We start from the raw sequence: 16,827 nt of genomic DNA on the forward strand, positions 1-16,827 counted from the left end.
GGTCTTTGGGTATTACCGTTTCGACGTAATCTAAAAACGCTTCGGGAGTAAATCCTATCAGGGGTTTCTGAAATTCATGAAACGGTTTAAATTTCGCCATGTGATTTATTCTCCTCGGTTGGGTATCTTCTGGTAAGGAAAAAAGGGATACGATTGGTTTGTCCGGTACAATGGGTGACTCAATGAAAAGTTTTAACTGCTTGGTGTCGTTTTGATGCGTAGATTTCACTAAGTTTTATTATATCCTTGAACTTCTGTTTCGCAACCGCATTGACCCATTTTTTCTGGTTTCATGAAGAAAATCAGGAAGTTGCATTCTCGGAAAACCTGGTGGCCCCTGACCCCTCACATTATTTACCCGAATTGCATCACGCACCTGATCCAATAGTTTTGGTTTTGGCATAAGAGTTCCTTTTCGTTATAAAAAAATAATTTTATTGCAATAGTTTGGTACTTTAAGGTACTTTGTCGGTAAGATATTCTTGAACCTTATTATATGCCAAAATAGCCGTATAATAAGTTCACTGTATACGTATTATATGTACTAACAGCCGTAAAATAAGACGGCTATTAGTACGGCTAATTCATGTTATACCATAAAAAAAGTAGATGAAAATATATTGGTAAATGGGCAAATATAAATTCACTGAATATTTTGAAAACGAGGTAATTAGGAAGCGTCCATATCTCAGGAAAGGATGGTGTATTCAAGTTATTGAAAATCCGATTAAAGTTGAACCTCAAGAACATAATCGGTTCAGGTTTTGGGGTTCAATATCAGAAATTGGAGGAAAGATATTACGAGTCATTACCCTTGAGGATAAACGAACTATTCATAATGCATTTCCGGACAGGAGTTTTAAGCCATGAAATTAGCATACTATCCCGAAACCGATTCTCTTTATATTGACCTTTCAGAAAAAACAAGTGTTGAAAGCACAGAAATTTCAGAAGGTATAGTGCTTGATTACGACGATGAGGGGAAATTAGTAGGCATTGATATAGACAATGCCAGCAGTAAAGTAAAATTGAAGGAGCTTATTATTAATAGATTGCCATCCGAAATCAAAAAGATTATGGCATAACAAGACATTCCAGTGGACGTGCCACCGCACGCCACTGAATTTTATCGTTGTGCCAGGGGGTAACTTGAATCTTGAGGCCGCGATATTGAAGATCATCAATTCTAAGAAGGGGAAGGCAACGACCAGCGAGATCTACTCTGCGTTGGAAAAAGGAAAGTACTACACTCTTCGAGACAATCAACTCGCGGAAACGATCTATGGAGGGAGGCCGGCCTATTAACATGAAGTGGCAGTTACCTATCAAACTTGTGTCAAAAGGGTCTCCTGAAACGGATTTCGCGTGGCTATTATGCCTTGGAAGTAGAAAGCGGTAAGGCAGGCAAGAGCACATTGAACCGTCTGGAGTTAACGACTGAAGATGCAGGAAAAGAGAGTCGTTATAAGAAGATTGTTTATCAGGGGGAGAAGATAGAGCGATTTTTTATTGATGCATTTTTGAGGTCACACAAGGAGAAGCCGGAGCGAATTGTTTTGGATTTGGATGCAACGGATGATCCGATGCACGGGAATCAGGAGGGTCGTTTTTTTTCATGGATATTATGGGGAGTATTGTTACTTACCCCTGTACATATTTTGTGATGACTCTTTGTTATGTGCGAAATTGAGGACGTCAGGGGCAGATGCAGGCGAAGGGGCAAAAGAGGAGATAGGGCGGATCGTCAATCATATTCGGAGCCAGTGGCCTGAGGTGAAAATTGTTGTGCGTGGAGATTCGGGGTTTACGAGGGAAGAGATCATGAGTTGGTGCGAAGCCAACAAGGCAGACTATCTTTCTGGACTCGCAAGGAATTCCCGATTACAAGAAGAGATACAAGGTGAAATGGAAGAGACAGGAAAACACTATGAGCAGACAGGAAGAGCATCTAGGGTGTATAAAGATTTTTCTATAAAACGCTGAAGAGTTGGTCTCTGGGTCGTCGGGTAGTTGGTAAGGCGGAATATTTAGAGAAGGGGCCAAATCAGCGGTTTGTAGTGACATCACTAAAATCGGAGGAGAAAGATGCCAGGAGTCTTTATGAGCAAGAGTATTGTGCACGGGGGGAGATGGAAAACAGGGTCAAGGAACAGCAGTTACATTTATTTGCCGACCGGACAAGCACAGAGACGATGCGTGCCAATCAACTGAGGCTGTGGTTCTCGTCAGTGGCTTATGTGTTACTCAACAAATTAAGACGGATAGGGCTTTGTTCAACAGAATTCTCACAAGCACAGTGCGTCGGATAGTTTGTGGACGTACTTCTTTCCTCACGAAAGGCGTGGGACCGAGGCGATGAACCATATAGGGATATACTGCCTCAATTTCGGGGGATTCTTTGTCCATGATCACTTGAAGGCGTATTACACCTATACCCAGTGTACGCATGCGCTGTGTAATGCGCACCATCTGAGGGAATTGGAGGGGGTGTGGGAAGAGGATAAAAAGCAGCAGTGGGCGAATGAGATGAAAGCGTTGCTTGAAGAGATAAACCGTGCGGTAAAGGATGCAGGAGGTCTGTTGGAAAGCAGCGAGTCTGAGAAATACCGGAAAAGATACCGAACAATTCTGGAAAACGCAGAAGCTGAAAGTCCTCCCCTGATGAAACGAACCGGAAGGGGAAAAGGGGGCGGTGAGAAGGACAAAGGCGCGGAATCTCTTGGAACGATTACGGGAGTATGAGGGTGATGTGCTGAGGTTTATGGACAACAAAAACGTCCCCTTCACGAATAATCTGGCTGAAAACGATATCAGGATGACGAAGGTTCAGCAGAAGATATCGGGTTGTTTTCGTTCTCTGGACGGGGCAATGATTTTCTGCCGCATTCGTTGTTATCTCTCGGTCTGCCGTAAACAAGGGGTAAATTTGAGCCAGGCATTACAGATGGTATTCCGCGGCGAATTGCCTGATTTTGCCCGCTCGTAACGGTAGTGGATAAAAATACGCTGAATAGTTACCTAAAAATTAACAATAAATGGTCTTGACAAACCCGTCCACTTTAGTGTTCGCACCGAGGACAAGCTTCAGCGCATTTTCAAGTGCCCGGTTTCGGAGGCAATCCCGTCCAGCAATACTCACGTATGGAAGAGCTGAGGGAACCGCACATGACATAACCATAGCGTGGTGCACTACCTCGCGCCTGCGGCGGGTGCTCGGAGACACACGCCGGATGTTAGATACAATTAACCTATTGCACGTATGAAGAATCAATATTTCGGAGATATAAACGATTATGTGAAGTATGGGCTATTGCGGTGTTTTGCAAAGGCCGGCCTTCGGATTGGTGTTTGCTGGATGCTAACCCCTGATGATAAGCGTTCTGACGGCCGCAAGATCAAATACCTCTCCCGTCCCAATGAGTGGGCTGGGCACGACTCACGCTTATTCAACCACCTATCGAAGACTCTTGGTGCCCGCGATGGAAAACACATCCGCCATATAGAAGGACCGATACACATTCCCCATGCACGCTTTTTTGGAGCGCTGGTCACTGATTCTCTGGCTGAACGCATAGCCTGGCGGAAGGACATGTTTGCCGTCCTGGATGGATCGGATCTTCTGTTCTTTGATCCAGACAATGGAATTGAAGTCCCATCGAAAGCCGTTGGACGGAAAGATTCGTCGAAGTACATCTACTGGGAGGAATTGACGGAAAGCTGGAAGCGAGCGAAGTCCCTCCTCGTATTTCAGCACTTTCCGAGAATGAAACGGAATGAGTATATTTCTGCCCGTGTAGAAGAAATGGCCTCCCGGTTGTCGGGCTCATTGGTCATTCCACTACGGTCGCCAAACGTTCTGTTTCTTCTTGCGTTTCGCCCGACGGATAGCACGCAAATTTTAAGTGCCATGGAGTTCATAGAGAAGAACTGGTCTCGTCGCGTCTGGAGGCACAATGGCACCTAACCTTGCAGACGAACGGGTCTGCATGAAAAGCTGCGCAAGCCGCTACTTTTACATTATGCATAGAGATTGCGTATAAGTGTCAAGCAGTTTGCCGCACAAATGAAAGCCATGATTGAAGAAATCAAGGCTAAGGTCGGGAATGGGTGACCCTTCACTCTTCCTAAAAGATAAGGCATTTGCTCGTATCAAACACACTCCAAAATCCCATCTCTCCACCTTACTGCTGGACAAGATAATGAAACCATAAATATCTTGTTGTTCGTAGACTTGCGACATTTACTCTGTTGAATTTTTTATTGTGAATCACTTGTTTTTACCAAAGTGTTGAGCCTATTAAATCTAAATTTTGGTAACTGTTTAGTATTTTGAAAAACCATCGTGAAAAGCTCCGTTAGGAGCGATATGGTTATAGACAACTCCGTCGGAGCGGCATGTTGTTTCTGTGTTTCAGATGTCGCTCCGACGGAGCTAAGATTTTGTATATCGCATTTTTCTATAAATATTTTACCCCTACGGGGCTATCGTTCAATGTACTAAATTGTTGCAAATTTTAAAAAAGTAGTGAAAAAACCCGTAAAATTCGGTGTTGTTCGGTTAGAAATTCGCAGGTACGGTTTTGTCATACCCGAACGCTTTTATCGGGTATCCCGTGAATCCCGAACTTTCTGGATTCCCGCTAAAAACACACGGGAATGACATCTCGAGAGCAATAAAACAAGACGCGTAAATTTCTAACCGGACAACACGGGTAAAATTCGCTATTTTAAATGATGGTCTCCCAATTAGGGCCATTTTGTTCAGCCGAAATTTTTGTCCAACCGTAAGCTGGAAAAAGGGGCCGGGGTGTGTCACAATGCGGCATATGTTTCGTCTCTTACCGTACACATGAAATGCATGGGATATTCCTTTCAAAAAGCTAAACGGTTACGAAAATATTTTAACAAGCGTAAAATTGCCCTGATGCTTTTCAAAAAATGGATGTTTTCAATCAGACATTAAATAGATTTGGCGTTTTCTCCAGGCTGCCCGTGGGCGTTTTTATATTTTAGATTATAAAGATGTTCGAAGAAGGTCTTCACCTCATCAGGCGAGTAAACAAAATAGTCTGCAGTGGTTGTTTCCGATGGATTACCAACAAAGATTGTTAGTTCTTTACCTTTCAAAGAATGAAATACTTCTATATCTGCTTTGTCATCTCCAAGATACACAAGAAGAGCATCGGTTCCAAAATTTAAAGGAAAATAATTTGTTAGTAACCATTGAATAGTAACAGCCTTATTCCACGTTACCGGCGGACGTATCTCATATACCATTTTTCCCGGACTCAGGGATAAGGCATTTCTCTCTATATAAGGTTTTGTAATGCTGTCAAAGGTCTTTGCTATCAGGTCCATGTCACTTGTCTTTTTGACCATACGGTAGTGCAAACTAACGGCGTATCCTTTATCTTCCAAATATATCCCTTCAATATGTCTCAAGGATTTAAAAAGCTGCATATAAACATGCCAGAGGTTGTATCGTGCCTTTTTGGCCTCAGGACTGCAAAACCGTATACCTGGTCCTTCCAATTCTATCCCGTGATTGGCAGCATAGAGTATATTTGGTATATTTATCAATTTTTTTATCTGCCGGAGAGAGCGTCCCGTTACAATTCCAAGAAAGAATGTTTTATTCTGAGAAAATTTTAAAAGAATTTGACGTATCTCTTCTGAAAGAATAGCAAGATCCGGGTGTTCCCGAATAGACGTTAAAGTACCGTCAAAATCGGTCAAAAGGATTATTTTTTTATGTGCCAGGACCAGTTCGTCAATAGTCTGAAGATGGCTGAATGCGTATTTCATTGATGTAATTTAATGAGCTCATTCACAATACTTTGCCCCCAATTGTAGACGTTATGTTCTTGTATATGTCCCCTCATCCGCTGCATTCTTTTTTTCTTTTCATCGGGGGGCAATTCAATGGCGGTCTTTATCGCATCAGCAAAAGTGTCAGTGGCATAAGGATTGATTTGAATACTGCCCGTGAGTTCTTCGGCTGCTCCGGTAAACCGGCTGAGGAGCAATACGCCAGACTCGTCGAAACGAGTGGCAATAAACTCCTTGGCGACCAGATTCATACCATCGTGCAATGAGCTCACGATACAAATATCCGATAAACGGTACAAGGCTTGTACACTTACCCGGTTGAAGTGTGATTTCAGTAACCGGATGGGCGTCCATCTGCCACTGTGGTATTTATGATTTATTTCTACCATGAGATCATATATGGTATCGTTATAGTTGCGGTAGTCGTCGATTTGTATACGACTTATTGTTCCTGCCTGTATAAAGGTAAATCGCCCTTTGTATTCAGGATATCTTTCAAGAAACCGGTCAACAGCCTTGAATCTTTCCGGAATACCTTTGGTGTAATCGACACGATCTAAACCCACGCCTACAATCTGATTCTTTAAACCCAGTTCCTTCTTAATGCGAGCCATTTCATTTTCAACTTCTAAACTTTGCGATTGTATACTAAACTCATCAAAATCGATACTGATAGGAAACGGGCGGACGTGAGTGACTTTGCCTCCTTTTGTCACCGTAAATTTATTATAATCTACCTTTGATTCCAAGTTTCTATCAATAGTGTCGAGGAAGTTATTGCAATGATACTGGACATGGAACCCCAGGAGATCATTTCCCAGGAGACCTTCCAGGATCTCCTGTCCCCAGGGACATATGCGGAATGCCTCCCGGTTTGGCCATGGAATGTGCCAATACTGTGCTACAAGCAGATCAGGCCTGCGTTCCTTTAGCATCTTGGGAAGTAAGGCAAAATGATAATCCTGAATAAATATTAGCGCCTTTTCGTTCCCAATCTCCTCCAGTACAACATCGGCAAATTTCTGATTTACAGATTTATAAACGAGCCAATCCGCCTCATTAAATTTTGGTTTTACATATACAATATGACAGAGAGGCCACAATGCCTCGTTAGAAAAACCGTAATAATACCTTTCCTCCTCCTCATGGGTAAGCCAGACCCTCCGCAATGTATACTGTGGATTATCAGGAGGAACTACAATATGATCTTTGCTGTCTACTACCTCCTTATCCGCGTCACCACTGCCGTATGCAACCCATGTTCCGCCTTCAGCCCGGATAATAGGGTCAAGTGCCGTAACCATACCACTGGCCGGGATAATGTATCTAATCTCCTCACCCGCATAATTGTGTACGTAAGGTTCGCGATTTGAAACAACTACAAGCTTATAGTTTTTCAGCTTATTCGCAATCAGTTCTTTTAGTGAATCTTTTGTATAGGTCATATTATTCTCGCCTCTTAATGAATTGCCGTTTTATCGACGTATAGAAACAGCAGATACTATAAACATTACAGGAGGATTTGTTTATCGGCATTTTAAAGGTAAATGAGATGTCTTGAAATTACTGATTGATAACATTAAGGAAATATTTGAAAACGCCCGGTTAACGCAAATACCAAAAAGAATTCAAATCAGATTTGAAAGACATTCAATTGGCACATCTTTTCCCGTGTATGAGAACGTCATGAAACGTCTTTTACAGTTTTTACGGGGAAGGCAATGCAGTTTAGCGATATCGTTATCCGTAAATAATTTCTCTGCACTTTCGGAAATGGTTATGGATCCCGCACGATATTCTTCGGGCTCAAACCGACCATACCTCAAGGCGATTTCCTTCCGGATCAAACATGAAAAATGCTCGTCCCCCCCATGGATGGTCTTTGATTTTGCCCACTTCAATCCCATTTGCTATCAGGTTATGCCACATCTCATCTGCCTTATTCACTTGAAAGGCCAGAGTCAAACCCCGTCCCAAAGAACTCTTGATTGTTGCACGTTGTTCATTAGCTATACTTATCCGTGCATGAGCAGTTACTTTAAATTCTACAAACCAATCGTTTTCAAACGTTACCGGGAGGCCTAATGTATTCCGATAAAAAGACACCGTTTCTTGCCAGCGGCAACAATATATTATGGTGTTAACAACACGTATTTCCTCTTTCATTTTTCACCGATAAATTGTTTTAGAGTATGTCATAACTGGTACAAAATGTCGCATTTGCTCATGTTAAACCGCAGACGATACGGAAACACTGCTATCTGGCTTTCACACAAAAGCATCATAGGCATCAGAAATACGAACATCATCATTATAAGAAGTATTACAGGAGTTAGAAGGTTGAACGCAAGATTAAAGAGCGGCCTACGTTCATCTTGCATTTAGCCGTTATATCCACAACACAGCAAAGCCGCAATCACCCCCTATCGTTCGACTGATCCTTCGGCAGGCTCAGGATATTGTGCCATGCATGGTGAACCTGTAGAACCATCACGACGAAGTTAAGCGGGGTGAAGGGTGGTGTAAAAAAACTTGCAAATAAAGAAAGATTTTACACAGCGATACTATAACCAAATGAAAATGAAACCGGCAAATAACAATCTGCTTATCATAATGCGGTTTTATGAATGATGCAATTAAATTGTAGGTCTTTAGGTAAAATAGATAGAGAAGGCTGCGTGAAATTCCATGCCCTCCCTGCCTTTTGGCGGATGCACCACATGCATCATGCGGACAAGGTCTTCTCTGTCATCCCTGGTGCGCGGTTTCATCCTTCTGAAATCTCACTCTCCATGAAGATCGGATTTACTGTAATTGCGGTGCTTAGACCTTCAGCGCTGGCGGTTGTCGTTTTTGGGGCCGTGCTGAATACAACGCCTATGCTCATTCACGAAAACGTACATACGCTACGAGGCGTCGGCGGCCATGTGCTACACTAATTCATGGTAACACCTGACTTGCACCGGGTGCGCTAATCGATAAAGGGGTACGAAATCAACAGCAGCCGTGGGTTCAACCTATTTGGTGTGATCGATTGGCAGGCACTTACCTGGTACAGATGCACATGGGTCATGAGGACATGACTGTCAGCCACAGTAACTTCCGGAACACAAGACGCTGCATAAATCCGCCCGGCTTGTTGGTGATGCCCTTTGTCGACAAAATTACAAACTATGCAATAACATACCGCAAACGGGAGAAAGTCTATGAAATCCGTTAGCCTCCTCCATTCGCATTTTGAAATTTCACGTGATGGATTCACCGTACTCATGGTAACATCAAAGTCGGTAACATCCGTCAGCAACAGAAGTGTTTTGCTGAAGTTCTAAAATGCAAAAGCACGCAAAATACAAAGGAAATATGGTAACTTCAATACGACACTGATGACTGACAAAGTAGTTTGACACCCATAGCATATTATGATATTATCAAGAACCTTAATTGTATTTTTCATCTGGAGTAATTCGTAAGATTTCATTAAAAATGGAGAAGGTCTGCATTGACAAAGGAAAAACAGATTGTTGTTGGTTCCAGGGGAAGTAAACTCGCATTAATCCAGACAAACTGGGTTATATCAGAGCTTAAGAAATTAAATCCCGGGTTTGAATTTCATATTGAAAAAATATCTACTAAAGGCGACAAAATTACCGATACCCCTTTATCACGATTAGGGGGGGTCGGTTTGTTTACCAAGGAACTGGAGACGGCGTTGATAAAGGGAAAGATTGATCTTGCTGTTCACAGCGCCAAAGACGTGCCAACAGAGCTGCATGAAGGATTAATGATCGGCGCAACACCCAAGCGTGAAGACCCCCATGATGTCCTGATTAGTAACAACAATGCCAATTTAGATAAGCTGCCTGATGCTGCGCGTATTGGCACAAGCAGCCTTCGAAGAAGGGCGCAACTGCTCGCCTTTCGTCCTGATTTTAAAATATTGGATCTTCGGGGAAATTTGGATACACGTTTAAAAAAACTTGAAACCGATGACCTGGATGCTATTGTCGTTGCTCATGCAGGATTGCGGAGAATGGGTTATACCGGACCCATCAGCCAGATCATACCGTTTGATATTATGCTTCCTGCCGTAGGGCAAGGCTCCCTTTGTATCGAAATTCGCAAGGATGACGCACGGATCAATAAAATCGTTTCATCCCTTGATGACCTGCAAACCAGAATTGCAATAGAAGCGGAACGGGCTCTTCTGGCGAAACTACAAGGCGGGTGCCAGGTTCCTATTGGGGCATACGCACAGATACAAGAGAACAAGGTATTTCTTGAAGCGATCATTTGTACGATGGACGGCGACCATGCCATACAGGACAGAAACAACGGCCCATCTCATCAGGCAGCAAAACTCGGAGAGGACCTTGCGGAAAGAATGCTGGAAAACGGCGGTAAGAGGATCCTCCATGAGATCCGGCAAAAATTCCAGACACGCATTGACCATATGTAAAAATTCTCCTTTGTAAAAGGAAGAAAAGCCTTTGTTCTTGAGAGTATCGGCAAGACGTATTTATACAATCGGAACAAATGCTTCTCCCCCCTTTCGAAACACTAAAACAAAAAAGCCCATGATGTTCTTCATCATGGGCTTTTTTTAATGAAACTGCATTATCTCTTTACAAATATTCTGCTATCACTATTTTGTCAAACTTGCTTTCTCTATGCGTCCTTCACGGCGCAACCTGGCTGCCTCTGACTGGATCTTCGTAAACTCCATCATCATAGGTGCCTGACCCCACCACCAGGATACATCCTGCTGGACGTGTGCGGTGCCTTTATAACCCTGGAGTTTGTACCAGAACCACAACCGGTTGTACATGTTTTCTATATTGGATGGGTTATCCTGTTGTTGCAAGAACATGCCATACACACCCAGAATTGGTCCAACCACCGGAAACTTGCCTTTCAAGGTCTTGAAGGCATTATAAATGGGCTCTCCGAGGAACGCCGGACTCAGTTGTTTTTCAATCCCGTCGCTTAAAGGATAGGGATCCCTGTCTGCAGCACTAGGATAGAGATAACCATCTGCGATCAAGTCTTCAACAATTTTCTGTGCCTTGTCTGCAAGGGTGTGCGCCTGGAACATGAACTCATCCAGTGATTTCAAATAGGTATCGGCAAAACGATCGCTATGGCATTTGGCGCAAACTTCCAGCCAATACGACCTCTTGGCAACATTTTCTTCCGAATAGATATCAATTTTATCTGCAATAATCTTAATTCCGTAAGGATAATCCTTCAGAGAAGAAGTATATTCCAGGTTCTTAGGAGGCACGGTACCCATACGCCAGATACCCTTCATCACCGGATTATGAATAAAACGTCCATGTTTTTCATACATATGGCAGAACTGACATGTCGGGGTACGATAATCCTTTCCTGGTCTAACTTCAGATAATGGCCTGGTGAAATCAAAGTGTTCTTCTTCCTTATGATAGATGACACCATGCTTTGATTCGCCATAGGATTCAGCATCGGGATGATCTGGACCCATATGACAGGTAATACACGCCTCAGGTTGTCTGCCTTCGGCAGCGCTGAACTTATGCCGTGTATGACATACATCGCATTTTTCTGCACCAGAATGGCACAAATCACAGCCATGCTGCCCATATAAATACCCTCTTCGCGCGGCCTCCGCATACCAAGGCACAATCGTATTTGCTTCCCACGACTGGATGTGATTAGGGCGCCCCACTTCCCTCTCACGTAAGAAATCATCGAACTGCGGCCTGTGGCATTCACCGCACACCTCACCGGTAGGCATCCGGATCTGCTTTGTCTTTGTGTCGGCATGGCAATCGAAGCAATGAACTTCATTTAAAATCCTGTTGGTGCGCTTCTCAATTTCTGCCGTCCGTGCAGACAGATAGGGGCTGCTCTTGGGATTCTTGTGACCAGAACTTCTCCAGTCGCTTACAACGCCGGGGGTTGCTTCTTCATGGCATGTTACGCATAAATCCCTTCTTTCCTTTTCAATAAAAATAGAATGATCAAGGTTTTTCATAGGTTCATAGTGCCGGTTCGGCTGCCAGTACATATCCAGCATCTGTGGCTTAAAATAATCCTTAAAAGGACCTGAACCCTCTCTTAACCCAACGTTATCTTTATACGTTGCCCTGTACCAATCGGGCGTTCCCTCATACAGGTCTGGTGGCGTTTCCTTCTTGAGTGGTTGTTCGGCTGCCCACGCCACAGAAGTAAACAGCATCGCAGACAAACACAACCCTATTCCAAATTTTTTCATTTCATTCACCTCCTAGGTATTAGATGCCATTTATTTTTTCGTTCCTTCCGGTTTAACAAGCGACATTACATAATACGTCAAACACCATCTTTGTTCATCGGTAAGTTCCTTAGCAAATGAAGGCATGGGAGTACCGTTCAATCCTGTGGTAAATCTCAGATAAACATCCTGAGCAGAATTTCCCCCTTTAAACTTTCCCGTAGTAAAATCAAAAGGTTTTATCGGGAATCCAAAGTCGTCTTCCTGCTCGGCTGCACTGGGACCGTCCCCACGGCCTTCAACACCATGACACTTCCAGCACTCCAGTTTTTCCTCGTAAATTTTCTTTCCCTCTTCTATCGCCCTTTCAGTAGGTCTAAGAGGCAAACCTACTGTAACTGGTGCATCAGGTTTCCTGACTTCAAATGCCTCAGAAAAACTCTTCAGGACAGGAATTACCGATGCCCGCTGTTCTTCCGTCAAGATATCCCATGGGATCATCGTAGAATTTGGCACCCCATAAGAAACCGTACGGTATATATCCTCATCCGTAGGAAGTGAACCACTCGGAGTCGTTCTGAATTTATACGCACCTCTCGTAAAATCACGTGGTTTAGGAAGCATCGATCTCGCAAGAGGTCCGTCTCCCTTACCCTCCTCGCCATGACAGGGGCTACAATATTTCTTATAGGTATCCTTACCTAAATCTGTAACCTCTGTTGGTATATTAACTGCGCTTACGGTCATTGGCGCTATACTCAACATCAGAGCTGCGCCTGTTACCGCCGTAGCACGCCAAAAGCCAACCTTATCTAATAAGACCTTAGGTTTCATATCGCCTATCCTCCTTTCCGATTGTCACTTTATAAACTCAAATAATTTACGCCAACTAATACAACTATTATTTCATTTCTAATGCTGAGAATAAATAAAATCTATCGTCGTAATTTCTTTGGGATGGATCGTTACCTCCTTTTCTATATTTCCTAACTCTTCATGCCATACCTGGAATTTATGCGTTCCTGGCGGGATATCACAAATTTCAAAATATCCGTTTCTGTCTGTCATATCAAAATACGGGTGCTCAATAACGACAATCCATGCATATGCATGTTTATGAAGATCGCACGTTACCTTGATAATCTCCGGATAATCGAATCTTTTCGAAATTCTCTGTTTGTAGGTAGTGCCCAGATTAAATGGTTGATTCCTTGTTGACCTGGTATGAACGTTATGCATCTGCTCATCGCCATTTAAGATGTCTACAGTAGTTCCTGATACGATTGCAATTGCATGAGGAATGAAACAATCATTTTGCTGATCTATTATTGGACGGATTGCAGGTATTATCTTTTTTTTCCCTTGGGTAATATCCTTAAGAGAAACAACAGCATTTTTTAAACCATTATTTATCTTGCTGAAGATAAGTTTTTCAGAAGCGGTTTTTGAGGCATCTGATAATTCCCAATCACGATAAAGATTTTTTCCCACAGCAGCCGGCACACCCATGTATTTAACATTGCCAATGACAGTGCCACCGTCACGTACTTCTATCTCAGTGTAATTTTTTTCTGTTAATATATCCTTTGAATATATGAAATTACAACAGAAAAATTCAAAAAGGATAATTAGGAAGAGTATCTGTTTCATAAAATTCCATAGAGGTTAATTATAGAAATAATAATGATTCATGACAGATGTCAAAAACTGTTCCTACCTACAATAAAAATATTAAAATGCCAAAATATCTTCTAAGTTATAAGTTTCAGCTATACTTGAATGTTTATAACCTCATGCATTTTTTTGAAGTACATCCTCCGCAAAATTTCACGGATGAAATGATGTTTTCATAATATAATGTTATTTACCAAAACATGAAAGCCCCTTTCTGAGTGGAAGCACTTATCTGCTCAGAGATCGGTGAAGCGGCCCGTCCGTCATGGCAAATATCCCTTTGTCAACGTTCTTCCCGTCGGTAAAAGCAAGGTAACTGTACTTTCCATAATGTGGGATCTTAAATCCGACACTCTTAATTGCATCTGCGCTGAGGGCAGCGAACAGGATAAAACCTTTTGTCCTGTTCTTAACATTTCTGAAACTTACGAGCAGGGCGTCACCTTTCTCCTGGTATCTTACCTTATTAATTACAAACGACCCTTCATCAAGTGAAAAATCTCCTGGTAAATTTTCCATAAGTCTTTTTGTAAGTTTATTTTCTGTCAGCCCACCCAGTATGAATAGGCTTTTTTGACCTATTTCTGCTTCTGTAATCTCGATATCCGGCTTCACAGCGCCCCTATTCGCAGACAGGAACTCTGCAAGATTCTTATAAGCCTCTTGTGAAGAACGTTCACCGCCTGTCGGATATACAATAATCTTTTTATGGTCACCCAATACAGAATCTATGGTTGGAGGAATCTCTTCCAAAGAGAGTCGCCTGAATACCTCATAGTGAGGGTCTATCTTAAGCGAACGCGGTTCAGTTTGAGTCTGAATGCAAACGGACTGTGAAGGTTCCTTTAATTCCACAATCGTATGATAATTTCCTCCCTCAAGCTCCATCTGAACAGGCACAGAGACACGATATACGTTGTCTCTTTGAATGATCTCCATCGTGGTTGTCCAGCCGTTTTTGTCTTTTTTTACCTCCGTTTTACCCAACATCAGAAAGGGAGCGCCATCCCGGTTGATCCATTGCTCAAAAAACCAGGACAAGTCCATTTTGCCAGTATCTTCAAATACACGCCGGATATCTTCCCAACCTGCCTTTTCCCAAATTTTTTCTTTATAAAACCTTCTGAGTGATGTGTAAAACACCTCGTCCCCAACCATCCGCCGGAGCATATGGAATACCATTGCCGTCTTCCCATATCCAATAGCTCTGGTGGCCTGGTCGCTTCTGCCTCTAAAATCTTTTAAGGGAAAATCGTTCTTGTCCGTCACATAATTCGTGTATTTCCTGCAAATGTCTTTACGGTACTCCTCGGCTGAAATGCTATCTTTGAGTTCCTTATAATAATAATCCGCCATATAGGTAGTCAATCCTTCACACCAGTTCCCCTGAGATTCATCCACATAGACCGAATTACCCCACCAATTATGTAAAATCTCGTGGCCCAATGACGTATCCACGATGAAAGGCAATTTAACTACACTATTTCCCAGCAAGGTAAATGAAGGCATTCCGTATCCCGTCTGGAAAAAATTTTCCACAACGGCAAATTTTTTATACGGATAGCGCCCCAGGAGATTTTGATACATATCCAGATAGCGCGCCGCTGCATTCAGATAAGTATCAGCCAAGCCCTGATCTTCCGGAAAAAAGAAGGCATAAACATCGATATCGTGATGCTTGAGCTGAGCTACCTTATATTTCCCGGCCACAAGATAACATTCATCCAATGCATTCCTTTCTTCCCATGCAGCATAGATCTTATCCCCAATCACTTTCCTGCTCACCAGTGCACCGTGCGTTACTGCTTCGTATCCCGCTGGCGTAACAATCGTCACCTGAAAAGCTGCAAGAGAGCCGGTAACATCCGGATACCATGCACATGCAGGGCTCAAATAAACCCCCTCTTCACTAATAGTCCCCGCTGTCTTACCAACATCCTCCAATTCTAATGATGCAGGTTTTTCAAAAATATACCCTTCATATTCAATGTCAAAAACTATCTCATTTGATTTCCTTAAATCTGGTGGAATCAGAATTTCCATCAACCCGACATGGCCGAAAGCACTATTTTGTAAAGCGCCATCTGATCTGCCGCTCAGCATCTGAAAATCGACCTTTTTACCAAAGATGCTGACAGAAGCTACCTGGAATGATTTGTTTATCAGACACGAAAACCTTTCTTCATTCTTGCCTGATACTCTCATGTGATCAACAGCCTTAAGCTTGTGCTCCTTCAAAAAGAGTTCGATCTCCAGACTATGGCTTAGAATACGATTCTCTCGAGTCTCTTCAGCGCATACATCGGATAGATTTGCAATTGCTAAAATACACAAAAAAGATATTCCGTACATAACCGAACCTGTCATTTTCATAAATTATTCCTTTAAAAACACACAAAATTAACCAGATGAAGTTTGCCCTGTTAAAAATTAGCATCTCTTGTTTCATTGCTCCCGAGATGTCATTCCCGCACGGTTTTAGCGAAAATCCAGGAAATTCAAGATTCACTTGATACCCGACAAGGACGTCCGGGAACGACAAAAACTGTATATACAAATTTCTAACCGGACAATGTTGTTTCAGATACCGTTTGCCCAGATTAAAAAAATTACCGTAAACGTATTAATTACGTACCTGAACGAAAACACATACTTTTGTCATTTCGTCCGAAGGGATAAATCTTCAAACCCTATGATTTCAATCCTCAAAAGATTTCTCACTCCATTCGAAATGACATTTTTGGTAGTTTTCATTCAGACACTACTCAAGCTGCCTTTGGCAGCGACTTCATAGCTCCGCTCTTTCTAGAGGGGACTCAAAAGATTGAAATTCCTCATCATTTAATCAGATTAATACAAAGCGTCATGGTAAGCAACAACGAAAAAATTCTCTCTTTTGAAATTGTTTCATCGTCCCCCCCTTGCACCAACAACCCCCGTTTAAAATTTTCACGATTCGAATGAATAGGAAGAGGCTAAACCAAAAATGGAAACCCGCTGGTCAACCCTGGCAGGGTTAATCATTTGTGATTTTTACTCAGCATTGTCCGGTTAGGAAATTGCGTAATACAGGTATCAAGAAAAACGAGAAA

General features: G+C 42.6%; 13 protein-coding genes and 1 pseudogene. 7 read left to right on the forward strand and 7 right to left on the reverse strand.

What is annotated here, in order from left to right; genetic code table 11:
* Positions 1 to 627: 627 nt before the first annotated feature.
* The 6 genes and pseudogenes from BIY37_RS14300 to BIY37_RS05345 all read left to right on the forward strand — a co-directional run bounded on the left by BIY37_RS14300 (position 628) and on the right by BIY37_RS05345 (position 3,964).
* A complete protein-coding gene (locus BIY37_RS14300) occupies positions 628 to 870 on the forward strand; it encodes a hypothetical protein (protein WP_070066801.1) in 243 nt (80 codons plus the stop codon).
* On the forward strand, positions 867 to 1,085 hold the full coding sequence (locus BIY37_RS05320; protein ID WP_070066802.1) for a DUF2283 domain-containing protein: 219 nt from the start codon (positions 867 to 869) through the stop codon (positions 1,083 to 1,085). Before BIY37_RS14300 ends, BIY37_RS05320 begins: the two co-directional genes overlap by 4 nt.
* 315 nt (positions 1,086 to 1,400) lie before the next feature.
* A pseudogene (locus tag BIY37_RS13875) lies at positions 1,401 to 2,300 on the forward strand (IS1380 family transposase); the annotation flags it as partial.
* A gap of 55 nt (positions 2,301 to 2,355) precedes the next feature.
* A complete protein-coding gene (locus BIY37_RS14305; protein WP_420886182.1) occupies positions 2,356 to 2,742 on the forward strand; it encodes an IS66 family transposase in 387 nt (128 codons plus the stop codon).
* Complete coding sequence (locus BIY37_RS14310; protein WP_420886183.1) at positions 2,720 to 2,986, forward strand: IS66 family transposase; 267 nt, start codon at positions 2,720 to 2,722, stop codon at positions 2,984 to 2,986. Before BIY37_RS14305 ends, BIY37_RS14310 begins: the two co-directional genes overlap by 23 nt.
* 273 nt (positions 2,987 to 3,259) lie before the next feature.
* A complete protein-coding gene (locus tag BIY37_RS05345) occupies positions 3,260 to 3,964 on the forward strand; it encodes a hypothetical protein (protein ID WP_070066805.1) in 705 nt (234 codons plus the stop codon).
* A 995-nt stretch (positions 3,965 to 4,959) separates the two neighbouring features.
* Here the strand turns inward: BIY37_RS05345 and otsB are convergent.
* The 3 genes from otsB to BIY37_RS05370 all read right to left on the reverse strand — a co-directional run bounded on the left by otsB (position 4,960) and on the right by BIY37_RS05370 (position 7,995).
* Positions 4,960 to 5,805 carry a trehalose-phosphatase gene (otsB, locus tag BIY37_RS05355; protein WP_070066807.1) on the reverse strand — a complete coding sequence of 282 codons (846 nt, stop codon included), beginning with the start codon at positions 5,803 to 5,805 and terminating at the stop codon, positions 4,960 to 4,962.
* Positions 5,802 to 7,274 carry an alpha,alpha-trehalose-phosphate synthase (UDP-forming) gene (locus tag BIY37_RS05360; protein WP_080324870.1) on the reverse strand — a complete coding sequence of 491 codons (1,473 nt, stop codon included), beginning with the start codon at positions 7,272 to 7,274 and terminating at the stop codon, positions 5,802 to 5,804. Before BIY37_RS05360 ends, otsB begins: the two co-directional genes overlap by 4 nt.
* Positions 7,275 to 7,635: 361 nt before the next feature.
* Positions 7,636 to 7,995, reverse strand: coding sequence for a VOC family protein (locus BIY37_RS05370; RefSeq protein WP_070066809.1), 360 nt, complete (start codon positions 7,993 to 7,995; stop codon positions 7,636 to 7,638).
* A gap of 1,333 nt (positions 7,996 to 9,328) precedes the next feature.
* Here BIY37_RS05370 and hemC point away from each other — a divergent pair.
* A complete protein-coding gene (hemC, locus tag BIY37_RS05375; RefSeq protein WP_070066810.1) occupies positions 9,329 to 10,285 on the forward strand; it encodes a hydroxymethylbilane synthase in 957 nt (318 codons plus the stop codon).
* A gap of 186 nt (positions 10,286 to 10,471) precedes the next feature.
* On the opposite strand, the gene BIY37_RS05380 is transcribed toward hemC, so the two are convergent.
* The 4 genes from BIY37_RS05380 to BIY37_RS05395 all read right to left on the reverse strand — a co-directional run bounded on the left by BIY37_RS05380 (position 10,472) and on the right by BIY37_RS05395 (position 16,108).
* Positions 10,472 to 12,082, reverse strand: a complete 1,611-nt coding sequence (locus BIY37_RS05380; protein ID WP_070066811.1) for a multiheme c-type cytochrome — start codon at positions 12,080 to 12,082, stop codon at positions 10,472 to 10,474.
* A 30-nt stretch (positions 12,083 to 12,112) separates the two neighbouring features.
* Positions 12,113 to 12,895 (reverse strand): c-type cytochrome, encoded by a 783-nt coding sequence (locus BIY37_RS05385; RefSeq protein WP_070066812.1) that lies wholly within the window; start codon positions 12,893 to 12,895, stop codon positions 12,113 to 12,115.
* 78 nt (positions 12,896 to 12,973) lie between these two features.
* Positions 12,974 to 13,711 carry a cupredoxin domain-containing protein gene (locus BIY37_RS05390; RefSeq protein ID WP_070066813.1) on the reverse strand — a complete coding sequence of 246 codons (738 nt, stop codon included), beginning with the start codon at positions 13,709 to 13,711 and terminating at the stop codon, positions 12,974 to 12,976.
* 252 nt (positions 13,712 to 13,963) lie between these two features.
* Positions 13,964 to 16,108, reverse strand: a complete 2,145-nt coding sequence (locus tag BIY37_RS05395) for a M1 family metallopeptidase (protein ID WP_070066814.1) — start codon at positions 16,106 to 16,108, stop codon at positions 13,964 to 13,966.
* Positions 16,109 to 16,827 lie beyond the last annotated feature (719 nt).

It is taken from the genome of Candidatus Brocadia sapporoensis (assembly GCF_001753675.2).
Taxonomy (GTDB): Bacteria; Planctomycetota; Brocadiia; order Brocadiales; family Brocadiaceae; genus Brocadia; species Brocadia sapporoensis.